Here is a 13,530-nt window from a genome sequence, read left to right on the forward strand (position 1 = left end):
AACACCATGTCATTTGCCCTGGAAACACGCACGGTCGAGTCAAGCTATCTGAATGGCTTATTGTCCGATGATACGTTTTGGCCGATTGAACCGCAGTCTCTCAGCGAGACCGGGTTAAGTGAGACCTTTGTCGAACAGCTGGTGGTAAAAACGATATCAAGCGTGGGAACTTTGCATGGCCGGGCCATTTCAGAACGGACTGGGTTGCCTTTCCGCGTATTGGAGTCGTTGCTTGAATCGCTGCGAACTCGCAAGTTGATTACGCACGTCAGGCCAGCTCCATTCAATGACTACTACTATTCCTTAACCGACAGCGGCCAGCAGCGGGCTCAATTGTTCGCTCAACAATGCTCGTATGTGGGCCCTGCCCCGGTAACGCTGAACGACTACGTATTGAGTGTGGAGGCCCAGGCTGCCGGGTTGGAGCCGATCGACCGCGACCAATTGGCGAGCTCTCTGCGGAGTATTTCCTATCAGGCTGAATTGTTGGACCAATTGGGGCCGGCGATTAACAGCAACGCGGGAATGTTTCTGTTTGGCCCTCCGGGCAATGGCAAGACAACGATTGCTCGCTGCCTGACCGCCTGCTTGGGACAGGAAATTTGGATTCCACACGCGATCCTCGACGACGGCAACTTGATCAAACTGCAAGATGATGCTTTTCACCACGCCGCTCCCGTGCCGGCTGATAGCGATGAGTTTCTCAGTACGCAAGAGTTTGATCGACGCTGGTTACGGATCCGTCGCCCCACCGTGATCGTTGGGGGTGAGTTGGTGATGGATAATCTTGAGGTTCGTCATGACATGCGCAGCAACGTGTGTGAGGCACCGTTGCAGATGAAAAGTAATTGCGGTTGTCTGTTAATTGACGACTTTGGACGTCAGCGAATTGAACCGGCTGAGTTGTTGAATCGTTGGATTGTTCCTTTGGAGAATCGTTGCGACTTTTTAACCTTGCCCACTGGCAAGAAAATTCAGGTTCCCTTCGAGCAGATGATTATCTTTTCGACAAACCTCGATCCCGATTCGCTGGTCGATGAAGCCTTTCTGCGGCGTGTTCCTTATAAGATATTTGTCGATGACCCGAGCGAGGCTGAGTTTGTTCAGTTGGTAAACAGCGTGGCTGAGTCGATGGGCTTTGCACCTGAGGAAGAGGCGGCGAATTATTTATTGAGTAAGTACCGCAACGCAAACCGAGCGCTGCGACGTTGTCACCCTAGAGATTTATTGAAGCAAGTCAAAAACGCCTGCGCGTATCGTAAGGTGCGGCCTCAGTTGCGGGCTGAGTTATTGGATCAAGCTTGGCGTAGTTACTTTAGTGAGTTGTCATGAGCACGATTACGCAGTCGAAAGTTTCCGCCGGTTACGAGCCGATTCCTGGATATGTCCTCAAGCGATTGTTGGGCAGCGGTGGTTTTGGCGAAGTTTGGCTGGCCTCCGCGCCTGGCGGTCTGGAAAAGGCGGTCAAGCTGGTCTTTGGGACCATGGAAGAGAAACGGGCCAACCGGGAGCTCAAGTCGTTGGAGCGAATCCGCGGAGTGAACCATCCCTTTTTGTTGACGCTTGAACGCTTTGAAGTCGTTGACAGCCAGTTGGTGATCGTCACCGAATTGGCGGATGGCTCTTTGGAAGAAATCTATCAACAGCATATTGAGCGGGGATCGTGTGGGATACCTCGCAAGTCGCTGCTCGTTTATATGAATGACGCCGCTGACGGCCTCGATTATTTGAGTGCCGCGTTTCGTTTGCAGCATCTGGACGTAAAACCAGCCAACTTGCTGTTGGTCGGTGGGCACGTGAAAGTGGCCGACTTTGGATTGTTGAAAGACTTGCGCGAAGTGGAACATTCCGTGGTCGGTGGATTAACTCCCATTTATGCGGCCCCCGAAGTGTTTGACGGGCGTCCCAGCGCGACTAGTGATCAATATAGTTTAGCGATAATGTATCAGGAGTTATTGACCGGGGTGCGGCCGTTTAGCGGTCGGACCATCGCTCAATTGGCTACTCAGCACGTACACAGCTCACCGAACCTCGAGCCGCTGCCGCCGACCGATCGGCCAGTGGTGGCGCGAGCTTTAGAAAAGAACGCTGAACGTCGGTTCGGAAGTTGTATGGAGTTTGTAGAGGCTTTACGACAAGCTTCTGGCGGAAATGCGACGTCGGTGAGGGTCTTTGGCCGCCCAGCTGAGACTAGCCCCAGCGTCTCTACAAGTGTTTCGGGCACTATTTTGACCAGCGGTGAAGTTCAAGATTTGGGTGACTTATCCGCTGACATTAGCCAATTCTCTAGCCGAGCTGTAGGACATGCTCTGGTTGTCGGTTTGGGTGGGATAGGTGCCGAGTGCCTGCAATATTTGAGAGCCAAAGCTGGCGGGGCTGAGGAAGATCAGTCACCAGCTTTACACACGGTGTTAATCGACACTGACGTGGAGACGGTGGGGGTTGCCCAGCTCGCTGAGACCAACGGCCGTTTGGTTTCCAATCTGGCCATTCATACGCCCCTAAAGTCATCCCATGAATATCGTCAAGCTGGCACGAATCGACTAGCGACGATCAGCCGGCGTTGGGTCTACAATGTCCCTCGCACCGGGGCCACGGAAGGTTTGCGTCCGCTGGGGCGATTGGCCATGGTGGATCACGGACGCATGATCGCTGATCGTTTGGCGAACGTAGTCGGCAAGGTGCTCGAGTCATGTGGGCAGCAGGTTCCGCATATCTATTTGGTTACTTCATTGGATGGAGGAACTGGCGGCGGGATGGTGTGGGACGTTGCCTATTTGCTCCGGCACCTGCTGGATCAGGCTGGTTTAGCCGAGGCGGAGTTGATTCCCGTGTTGGCTGCGCCACCGCTGCGAGGCTCTGGCAAACAGCAGTTACTGACCGCGGATACCTATGCCGCTTTGGCTGAGCTGCAGCATTATCTCAAACCTGGTAATTGCTATCCCGGAGACGCTGGGGCGGGCTGGCCGAGCGTACCCGCCGCGCGTTCTCCCTTGGTGGACGCCTACGTTGTGGCTCGAGCCGATGGCGAGCAGGGACGTGGCCAGCTGGTCGAGTCGATCGGCAACTACATTTGGGCTGACAGCACGCAGGCGGGATCTGTTTTGGCCGTCGCGAGGAAACAATCCTCCTCAGAACCGGGATCGGTTGACTTATTGGAACCAGCCGTTCGCTCTTTTGGAATTTGTCCGTTAGACAGTTCGTTGCGAGCCGAACAAAAGAAACTACTGCGAAGCTTGGCTTGGACGGTGGTCAGGCAGTGGAGCGGAAAACCGGGCGAGTCAAAGCAGCAGATCGATCAGGTTACTGAAGAACTGGTGCGGGAAGCGAAGTTGGATCTGCCCGTACTGCAACAGGCCGCTTGGGGACCACTGAGCGCCTTGGAAGCTGAACGCGCGCAATTATTGTTAGAGTTGGTAAGCAAGGCCGACCCTCAAGTGTTTGGTTCCAAGAAAGCGTGGGGTAAGTCACAGGCGACAGGCAACCTCGATTGCCTGCTGGAACAAACCAACTTTCGCTGGTCCGAGAGTGAGGAAGATGTTGCCCGCAACGTGCAAGCAATGTTGGTCAACGTCAGGCAAGCATTGGCGGGATTGCTGCGAAGTGGTGAAGTTGATTTGGAAGCCACAGTCGATATCCTTAAACAACTGAGTGAGACGGTTATTTCGGCAGCCCAGCGATATCAATTGTCGGCGCCCAGGCGGCAGCAAGAGGCGCAGGAAGTTCACGCTGCCCTGCTTGCCAATGCGGGGGTGCATTCTCAAAAAGAGATGTTGGGAAGTGTCGCCGAACCAGGCCCGGTTATTCGCTACCTCGAACTGCGTTTACAAGCTGCCGTGGATCAAAAACTGGCGATTCGTTTGAGCCAGATCCCGCCTGCGATTGAGGCCTTGATCGTAGCGGTAAAACTCCGCCGGCAAACGCTGCAGGCAGCCGCCAAGTTGATCGCCAACGGCCAATCGGCTCGCGGCGGAGCGATTCATGAAGTTTGGAAACGCTTCGATGATTTAAAGGATTACCGCGAGCAATTGGAAACGACCGCGCGGCAATCATTGGCAGCGGACGTGTTAGCGGTTGACGACTTGGAAACACCCTATGCGGCAACCGCCAGTGATGTTCAACAGACCGTGTTGGCAGGTTTGGAAATGCTGGTTGAAGAGGCCGTGCGGGCTTCCGCGGAAGAGACGCAGAAGAAACTTGGAGAGGAAGGAAGCGAGGCGATTGTCGAGGAGTCTCGGCGATTGTTAGAAGCAATTCGACCCGCCATGTTGGCCTGCGGGGGGCGCCAGCGGTTGGTTCTGATTGTCGGTGACGAGGAGGAACGGCAGCGTTATCTGCAGCCGCTCAGTCAAGCATTGGGGCGACCACTTTCCGTGGTGCTGCTGCCGGGAGTGGCTCCCGTGTTGGTTCACGAAGCACAGCGGATCCCAGTGGCATCACTTTTGCAGCGGTACCAAATGTACTTGGGAAGCGACCCCAAAATTGTTGGCAAGCTGAAAACACGTTGTGATATTTCTTGGAGCTCCTCGGACTTACAGTAAGAATCGAATTGAAAATCACAGCGGGCTTCCGTTGGCGGCTAAAGATTTTCGTTTCCGCTTTAATATTATGCATCACGGACGTCGCTGAATCCGCTATAGTTACCAAGGGTAGCGATTGTTGCGATTTGTGTTGGCAACGTTTTGCTAGGCCCAACTTATTTGTTCCACAGCACAGGAGATTGAATTCATGCGAAGACTTTTGACCACGATGGTTTATTCCGCCCTGCTTGCCCTGCCAATGACGGCAACTGCTCAGCAAGCAGCTGAGCATGACGCGCACGGTGATCACGGGCACGGGCACACAGTGGAATTGCCAAAGCTGGGGCTTGCCGTTTTGGTCCCCACCGCTGGTAACAAGACACGCGGCATCCTGCGATTGGTCCAGCAAGGTGACGATTTGAAGATCACCGGCAAGATTCGCAACTTGACTCCTGGTGAACACGGTTTTCATATTCACGAGTATGGCGATTTACGATCAAGTGATGGTTCCGCTGCGGGCGGCCACTTTGATCCCTTCGGCCACGATCACGGTGCTCCGGGCGAAGAGAGTCATGTCGGCGATCTGGGCAATGTTACGGCGGATGCCGATGGAGTTGCCACGGTGAACGTTGTCTCCAAAGGCACCGCCCTGCACTTCGTGCTTGGTCGCAGCTTCGTGGTCCACGCTGGCAAGGACGACTTAAAGAGTCAGCCATCGGGGGCGGCCGGTCCGCGAGTCGCTGTCGGCGTGATTGGGGTTGGCAATCCAGGCTTTAAGCCGAAAGGTGCTGCTGATAAGTAAGCAGCAAAGCCTTGGTTTGCTTGCCTTTGAGTCAACTTTTAAATGTCTGCCAGCTGGTGCTGAGCCACAAACTCTTTATTCGAGGTGCAGTCGCATTCTCCCGTTCCTTGAACAAGGAAACCTGTGCCGCCAATTCGAACATGGGCAGGAACGGAGTCCTGTTTCCTGAGCCAGTGCAGCTACGTGGAATTAGCCTGTCCGAAATTACAGATGGCACAAGTCAACTTTAGCGATCGCGAAAGCGGTCGCTCTCGGCGAGCGATCCCATGGATTTTGGGCCTCGGGTCTCAATTGTATTGGCCATGACGACGGCTCCATAAACAACGTTATGGGTAGCCGTGATGAGATCGCAAGTGGTCATCCAGGCGGTGCCAATGTCGGTTTCGTTAATGGTTCGGCGCGTTTCCTAAGTCAGTCGCTTTCGCTCGAAGTTATTGGAGTGTTCTGTACTCGCAGCAACGGTGAGGTCATTGATAGCTATTAAACAGCCTTGGCTCTCCTACACAATCCAGCCAACAAATGTCTGTAGGTTTGCATCCGGTCTGCCTGGATGAAATATTCGCAACTCCTTGAAGGAAAGGAGAAGGTGAAGAACTTCGTATCTGGTCTAATGCTGAGCTCACTCGTTTTTACGGCAGGTTGCATCGGCCGAAATCGTGAACATCACGGCTAAATCCACATCGGTAGCGTTTGGAGCCGAACACAGACGCCTTGAAGGTTACAGCCCTCGTCGAAGTCGGCCACTGGTGCAGCGATTCGGGAATCCACTTTCGGTGCACAGGACGGTTCGCCCTGGGGTATTTTCGGCGACCCGCGTCGGAAACCTAGTGTTGTCAATGTGATCACGGAAATGGCTCTTTGCAGCTGCGGTCGGTGATAAGCACTTGTTTCGTTGAAAACCGTTCCGTCGCGCAAGAAGTCAGTGCAACCCTTGCGCGAATCAATCTGGCTAAAGCTGCCGGCGGCGAAACGCACCGCTGAGAGAAATGCCGTCGCTCCACGAACAAGCTCTGGCTATGGATCGACACAGCTTGCGGGATCGGGCCGCCCCACAGTTCGACACCGGCAGGATTGTGGACAGCATCATCAACGCCGTGAACATGGCCCGTCTTATGGGAGTGTCAACGGACTTTGATCAACGCCGTCGACTCGCAAGGGGGCGAGGTGTATCCGGCGCTTCCGAAGGCGATTGCGGGCCAACAGCCTGCAGGCTAAAGTAGATATTTGAACAGTTTATTAGGGCATCTCGACACTTGGCTTTCCTCGAAGCTTATTGGATTGCGAGGGAAATGAATCAGGCAGATTGAACGCGTCATGATCCATCAAGACCCATACGCATCCCCAATACAGAGTTCCTCATTGCTCGCCAAGTCGCGTTCGACGACCACGAGTTGGCGGTTCGTGGCAATCATACTTACGATTGCCCACGGACTGCTAAATTGGTGGAGCGTCAGCAATCTTTCCGGTGGCTTCTGGGTGATGGAGCCTACCAAATTGACTCCGATGGAACGTTTTGCCGAAGTGCTCACGTTGCTTCTGAATGTTCCCAGCCTGGTCGTTACCTACGTATTCGAATTCCCGCCGTTCGCATTCACAATGCCGTTTGTCGCGATCGCCAATAGTTGCTTGCACGGAGCCACATTAGCGCTGCTCGTTGTGTATTGCAAGAATAAGAAGCGAACGCCACCACACGATGCACTTCGTAGCTGATTCCGCCATGCAGTCTCCCCGCTGTCCGCGCAGTGAGTGAAAAAAGTATGTCTCAAAACCCATACCAAGCCTCGAACGCGCCTTCTTCTCGCGCACGTCGTCCTTCTCTTTCAGCACACTTGCGCTTTGCCGTTCTCAGCAGCGTCGTATTGGTGCTACTTGGCTTGGCCGTCTCTGGCCTAAGCATGATCACTTCGGATGCGTCTGATTTCTTTCTGCTTGCGGGTCTGCACCTGACCGCGTGTGGAATGCTCGGTGCGATCTGCTTATTGGTCAAGCCGCGGTGGCCGATCCACCATCTCTTGTGTTCGACATCGATACTTCTGAACGCCGCACTTGCCGTACGGATTGGAATGCTTTTCTTCGACGGGACGATTCGCGGTCCGCTCACGATAGCCGCGCCGTTGTTCGTTGGAGTTCCAGCGGCAACCAATGTCGTGGCAGCTGTTCTGAGTTTGCGCCGAGGTGACCTGACAAAGACGTGATGGATCAAGTTGTTGTTTGCCCGAGAATTCCCCAGTGATACCACTGGCAACAACAATTGTACGGAAATCAAGGGAAAAGCGAGCTGAATTGGCGCGGTCCTCTTTCCAGCCGATAAGCGCCCGGCAGGGTCATGTTGGAGTTTGGGCGTTTTTTTCTTTTTCGCGCTGTCGCTGTTCGATGCGGCGGCGGGCTTGGGTGTAGCGAGTTTTTTCGCTCCGATCTGCGTTCTCTTCGCGACGGAACTGACGGACTTTGTCCGCGTTGGACTCTGCCCAGCGATCCGGCAAGCACCTCAGGAGCCGGTCCGATCCTAAATCCAGTTCGTGCTTCGCGTTTTGATCCGCCCACGAGAGTTCGCGCAGCACGTACTCCAAGTACTGATCCAGCATCAAGTGATGCCGATCCGCGGTACTAATAATACTAAACAATCGCATACGACTCTCGGCCGCCTGGGGATGACCCAAAAACAACCAGTTCTTACGACCGATCGTCAGCGGACAAAGCATTCGTTCGCTTTGTGAGTTGTCGATTGGTATTCGACCGTTGGTTAGATAAAGTGTTAATGCTCCCCAGTGGTTGTTCATGTAAGTAATCGCTTTGTCAAGCAGACTCTTCGGCAATCGCTTGTCCGGCGGTATTCCATCAAGCCACTGGCGAAAGCGTTTCCAGATACGTTCCGCTTCGGTCATTCGAAGTTGCTGACGGGCGTCAGGGCTCAAGCTTTTCCCGCGTGCTTCGATCGCATACAGGCGTCTGAAGAACGCGGCCGCTTCGGATGACTCCAGCCTCGCACCTTTTTCCGCATCAACGAAGCCACGGCGAGCATGAGTATTGCAAGCCGCGAACTGAATACCTGCATCCAATCCTGATAACCGAACGTTACCACCGAAAGCATCACCAACGAATGTTCCCGTGAACGTTCCAAGGTGAGCTTCCACCGTGCTCTGAGCTTCAGCGTGATAAACCGCTCAATGCTAAGCGGGACGTGTCGCTCCGACGGATCGCAGTTGTCAATAAATAGCGTCGCAACGCGCTCCGGCTTCATCGACCGGAGCAAGCAAAGGGTTCGCTCACCGGTGTCGGCCACCGGAGTAGGATCGAGATAGGCCGAATCTAGGTCAGGCTTCACCATCGCAAGCAGGAAGAACCTCTCAAAATTGCCTTCGGTTGGCCCAACCTCAGTGACTCAAGAGTCGCCTAGGCTTGTGCCATTCGCGCCAGAGGAGATTTTCGTACCGCTTACAGCTGTTTGAAGAAGTGCTTCGTCGAATGCAAAAAACCGACAAGAGTGTGTTGTGCGGGGCTCCGAAAGAGGAGTCGTTACCCCGTTAGTCACAAGGGATTACGGATTGTGCGATTTCCTAATTACACCTTGTTGGCCGCGCAATTGGACCTCATCTTGCGTCGAAAGATCCGGCTAAATTCACGCCCGCCGGTTGTTGACGAGGCTAGCGTGCCACGACGGCGCGTGTCTTGAAACCTTTAGGGGGCAATAACCAATTCATGTATTACGTCGATCAACTTTGTAACGCGATAACAGCTTGGCGTAAATCAAGCAACGCGGGTTCTTCCGGGGCATCGCTGAGTTGCCGATCAATTTCCTCAAGCAATTCGTTTTCAAGCTCGATTACCACGGCATTGTCTTTTGGAATATCACAGAAGACGAGTGCCTCATCCTCCTCTCGCCTCACGGTAAATAAAATCCTAGCAACTGACTTGCTTTGAAGTTTCTCAAGCAGATTGGGCAAAGTATCCGGATTCAGTTCGGTCTCGTCAAACTTAAGAGCCTGATCGTTCACGCGCAACCCCGCATTCCAAGCCGGGGAGCGAACACGTACGCCTCTGATCGTGACGGGCATCGATTCTAGATCAAATCGCAATTGCCCTAGGTGCCCTATCGTTCCATCTTCGATCATACGGCGTTTCGCGTCATTCAGCAGTTTGGCAGCTTGCTCGGGTTGATCCTCATGAAGGTATGCGTTGGCAAGTCGCAGCAAACCCTGGATGCGTAACCAGTCTGATGGTTCGGTCCCTCTCATGCTGTCTAATAATTCCATCTGCCTAACGGCACCCCGCCAGTTCCCTTCAGCTGCCTCCTGATTTGCCCGAACCGCCGCAAGTGCAGCCGAGATAATACGTCTGGAATTGTTCTTTGCGTAAAGAATATTCAGACTTTCCAGCAGCAGCGGATTTTCAGACAACATTCGAACGCGGTTCGTGAAACGAGCATCGACATCCATCACAAGAGATAGCTCATTGGCCAGATCGCCTGCCCGCTCCTGTGGCGATTTGACGGACCAGATCAGAGTTCCCAGGTTGCCACAGGTTGTGATCATACGACCTCCATCCTCAGTAAAGTTGATAGACTGCGCGAGAAAGCGAGTTTCCGGCTGTAGTGTAAGAACATTTCTCCAAGTGGCGGTGTTCCACAGACGCAAAGTGCCGTCGTCACTTCCCGAGGCGAGCGTCAAGCCGTCAGGTGTAAACGCGAGTGATTTCACCTGATTCGCATGCCCACTTAATACCGTTACGAGATTGCCTGTTTCCGTATCGTGAATGTAGACCTTGCCACCACTGCTCGCCACCGCGACCAATTCACCATCAGGCGAAAAGCGTCCGTCGCTAAATCGCAAACGTGTACCGCTGTCTTGAACCTCGGGATTCAGCATCGTTCGCTGTAGATGCCAGTTATCCACTTCCCAAACAATCGCTCGGCCGTCTTGGCTTGTGCTCAACAGTCGGGTTCCCTTCGGATTGAAGGCGACGGAGGAAATCGCGTTTTGATGTCCACTCAATTGACGGATCAGGCGTTGAGTCGTGACATCAAACACCAGCCAATGGCCACTCGCCCCTCTCTCCAACGCTGCTAGCAGCGTGGCTGAGTCCGGCTACGAGGTAACGTCCATTTGGTGAGAATGACATTGCAAAACAACCACCCCTTTGGTTGGACGCAATAAACTCTGGTATCACTTCATTGAGTTCGAGTTCACCAACGAGATTGCGGCCATCGATATCCCAAAGTTCGATTCGTATTCGATTTGGATTGAATCCACCAAGCCCGGCCGCGAGGTAGTGACCATCCGGGGAGAATGCAACGCTCCACGTCGACAGTTCCTGATCAGCTCGAGTGAACTGGGCAACCGGCTCGCCCGTGAAGCCATCCCGCAACGAAAGAACATCCGTGCCCTCACGAGAAAAAATACTGTCTGAAGCCGCAAGAAGTAATCCATCAGGGGAAACGTGGGTGCGGTAGCCGTAAGCACTAACGTTTCGGTAAGCGACGGGACCTCGTTTCAGATCCCAGATTCGAATTTGATTATCTGCATCGAGACTGGCCAAGCGGTTTTCGTTGGCGTCGACATGCAGATCAACAATGGCTGCCGTGTGCCCCAGTAAACTAATTCCAGTTACCGTTCCACCATTGTGGAACTCCGATAGGACTCGAATCGTTCCATCCAGCGATCCGACGATAAGTTCTTTGGAGTCCTTGCCAAAATACAGAGCGGAAACAGGCGAAGGCGTGAACGGTCCGACTGTACCGAGAAAGTTCCCATTTTCAATTTCGTAGCGATGGACGGAGCGTCCAAGCTTTAGGCTTGTCCATAAAGTACGGTCATCGGGGCATAGTGCAACGAGTTGTTTAGTACCGTTTCCGGCGTTGAAGAACTGTAGTTGCTCCACTTGCTTATATTCAGGCTCCAGCTGCAGAACGTAGAAATCATCTTTCATTTCACCTTGCCCCCCGACAGCTAACGTCAAACCATCTGAGGAAAGATCGATGTGTCCTGGAAAAATCCCCTCGGTTTCGAATCCGAAATCGCGGCTTCCAATGAACTCGCAGTTTTCGGAATTCCACCAAGCAGCATCGGTATCAACCGTTACTAGCATCTCTCCATTCGACGAAAATTGGAGCCCAGCCCTCGTTTGCGCAGCAATGACTCCATGACGATTGCCGCTGAGGGCATCTATCATGAAGACGTCATCGTTTACCGCTAGCGCGAGACGTGCGCAGTCGGGAGACAACACGACTCGACTTGCGTCGCGCACCAACGCAATCTTCTGCGACGCTTGAAGGTCGAGTGTTTCTGCATTCCACCTCTTGATCTCACCCCGCTGGTCGACGGTGACGAGCAAGCCTTGAGGGTCGAAAGCTACATCAACAATCGGCTCTTCGAAGGTCAACAAAAGCGAACCGAGCCCCTCAGCTTTTTGCCTAAGGTAATACCACTCGAATCCGCGCAAATCCCGCTTGTTTGCCATCTTAGGATTGAGGTGTGGCGAGTAATCGTCGAGTCGCAACAGAATCTGATTGGCGTTAGTGTCTTCATTCTCTAGCAAAGTGCTGGCCAATTGGATGTCTGTGGCGTATCTCAACACTCGACTACGTTCTTCCGCTTCCCGAGCTTCAGTCGATGCTGCTTCGGCTGCTTTACGTTGCCGGTCAACCTCTTGCAGCGTTTCCGCCGTTTCCGCCTCCGCTACTTCAGCACGTTGGGCTTCATTGATTGCTGCGGCGGCACTCATTTCAGCTTGTACTTTGGCCTTGCTTTCGGATTCGCGGGCGTCAATCGCGGTTTTTCTCTCCGATAGCGCCCATAACATTCCGCCGGTAGTGCCGATGACCCCGAGCATGAGTGCTGTGGCAATGACACCCGCAGCTAAGACACCACTACGATTTCGCTTCACGAACCTTTTCAATTCGATAGAGGAAGGAAGGTGGGCCGGCGCTGACCGGTTCATCAGTGAGGTGACGGCGAATGTCCTCCGCTAAACCGTTTGCGGTTTCATAGCGCCGCGTGCGTTCCTTCTCGAGGGCCTTCATCACCACCCAGTCCAGGTCGCCGGTGATACTCTTGGTGAGTTGGGCAGGTTCGATGCTGCGCACGGCGGCAACGCTCGGTAGACTCTCACTGCCGCTTAGACGTGTGCTCGGCTTGGGCGGTTCGACTTCCTTGATCAGCCGCAGCACTTCGTTGTAGGCAGCGTCCTTCATCTGCGCTCGCTCTAGCGGCGTTGTGCCAGTGAGTAGCTCGTACAGGATCACGCCCAGGGCATAGATGTCGGTGCGCGTGTCAATGTCGAGGTTGTTGACCTCGGCTTGCTCGGGGCTCATGTAGAGCGGCGTGCCGACCATCATGCCGTGCGCGGTATAGATCGACTGCTCGGTCAGCGATTGGTGCATCGCTTTGGCCAGCCCAAAGTCGATCACTTTCGGAACGGGTTTACCGTCGTACAGACATATCAGGATGTTGGTTGGCTTGAGGTCCCGGTGGATAATCCCTTTTTGATGCGCGTGCTGTACCGCTTGGCAAATCGGAATGAATAACTCGAGCCGTTCACGCACCGACAACTTGGCCTGGTCGCAGTACTCAGTCAGCGGTACGCCTTTAACGTACTCCATCGCAAAGTAAGGTCTTCCTTGCTCTGTCACGCCACCATCAAACACGCGAGCGATGTTCGGGTGGTCCATCATGGCCAACGCTTGGCGTTCCGCTTCGAAGCGGCCCAGGACTTGGCCCGAATCCATGCCAGCTTTGATAAGCTTGATGGCGACTCTGCGTTTGATCGGTTCGGACTGCTTGGCCACCCAGACCGACCCCATGCCGCCTTGGCCAATCTGATCGAGTAACGTGTAGGGACCGACCTTGTCGGAAGGCTTGGTGTCCATTCTGGAATTTGCACCTGTTGGTTGTGGTCCCGCAGGTTGATCGGATTCCTTAGTTTCATCCAGATTCGACGGCGTCAGGAAATAACCTGCATTCCGGTGGGCTGCAATCAGCTCTTGGAAACGAGCCAGCAATGCTGCGTTGCCGCCACAGGCCTTGCGTAGAAAATCCTCCAGGTCTCCCGCGTGGTCGAGGGCTTGGAAGAAGATCTCTTTGGCCTGTTTTTGCAGATCCGACATGGAGATTTCCTGAGTTTCGGGTTCTCGCGTCAATTTGGCTCTACTACCAACGCCTCGTGTGGCGCCGAGTTACACCGTAATTTTGGAAACTTTCTTAGAGGGTTTCA

10 protein-coding genes are annotated in these 13,530 nt (G+C 53.9%); 6 read left to right on the forward strand and 4 right to left on the reverse strand.

Annotated features, from left to right (window positions below; all coding sequences use genetic code 11):
• Positions 1-6 precede the first annotated feature (6 nt).
• From SH139x_RS06370 to SH139x_RS06395, 6 genes are all read left to right on the forward strand, one after another.
• Positions 7-1,332 carry an ATP-binding protein gene (locus SH139x_RS06370; protein WP_488354443.1) on the forward strand — a complete coding sequence of 442 codons (1,326 nt, stop codon included), beginning with the start codon at positions 7-9 and terminating at the stop codon, positions 1,330-1,332.
• A complete protein-coding gene (locus SH139x_RS06375; RefSeq protein WP_488354444.1) occupies positions 1,329-4,541 on the forward strand; it encodes a protein kinase domain-containing protein in 3,213 nt (1,070 codons plus the stop codon). The genes SH139x_RS06370 and SH139x_RS06375 overlap by 4 nt, the downstream gene beginning before the upstream one ends.
• A gap of 187 nt (positions 4,542-4,728) precedes the next feature.
• A complete protein-coding gene (locus SH139x_RS06380; protein ID WP_488354445.1) occupies positions 4,729-5,322 on the forward strand; it encodes a superoxide dismutase family protein in 594 nt (197 codons plus the stop codon).
• Positions 5,306-5,491, forward strand: a complete 186-nt coding sequence (locus SH139x_RS06385) for a DUF1559 family PulG-like putative transporter (protein ID WP_488354446.1) — start codon at positions 5,306-5,308, stop codon at positions 5,489-5,491. Before SH139x_RS06380 ends, SH139x_RS06385 begins: the two co-directional genes overlap by 17 nt.
• Positions 5,492-5,554: 63 nt before the next feature.
• Positions 5,555-5,806: a DUF1559 family PulG-like putative transporter gene (locus tag SH139x_RS06390; RefSeq protein ID WP_488355974.1), complete on the forward strand. Its 252-nt coding sequence runs from the start codon at positions 5,555-5,557 to the stop codon at positions 5,804-5,806.
• Between the two features lie 917 nt (positions 5,807-6,723).
• The gene (locus tag SH139x_RS06395) at positions 6,724-7,032 is read left to right on the forward strand and encodes a hypothetical protein (protein WP_488354447.1); all 309 of its coding nucleotides are present in this window, start codon (positions 6,724-6,726) and stop codon (positions 7,030-7,032) included.
• Positions 7,033-7,646: 614 nt separating this feature from the next.
• On the opposite strand, the gene SH139x_RS06400 is transcribed toward SH139x_RS06395, so the two are convergent.
• From SH139x_RS06400 to SH139x_RS06415, 4 genes are all read right to left on the reverse strand, one after another.
• On the reverse strand, positions 7,647-8,456 hold the full coding sequence (locus SH139x_RS06400) for an IS66 family transposase (protein ID WP_488354448.1): 810 nt from the start codon (positions 8,454-8,456) through the stop codon (positions 7,647-7,649).
• Between the two features lie 579 nt (positions 8,457-9,035).
• Positions 9,036-10,349: a WD40 repeat domain-containing protein gene (locus SH139x_RS06405; protein WP_488354449.1), complete on the reverse strand. Its 1,314-nt coding sequence runs from the start codon at positions 10,347-10,349 to the stop codon at positions 9,036-9,038.
• Entirely contained in the window at positions 10,342-12,204 is a 1,863-nt protein-coding gene (locus SH139x_RS06410; protein ID WP_488354450.1) for a WD40 repeat domain-containing protein, read from the reverse strand. Before SH139x_RS06410 ends, SH139x_RS06405 begins: the two co-directional genes overlap by 8 nt.
• On the reverse strand, positions 12,188-13,423 hold the full coding sequence (locus tag SH139x_RS06415) for a serine/threonine protein kinase (protein ID WP_488354451.1): 1,236 nt from the start codon (positions 13,421-13,423) through the stop codon (positions 12,188-12,190). Before SH139x_RS06415 ends, SH139x_RS06410 begins: the two co-directional genes overlap by 17 nt.
• Positions 13,424-13,530: the final 107 nt, after the last annotated feature.

Origin of the sequence: Kothea flammea, assembly GCF_052161645.1 — a bacterium.
GTDB lineage: Bacteria > Planctomycetota > Planctomycetia > Pirellulales > Pirellulaceae > Laterigemmans.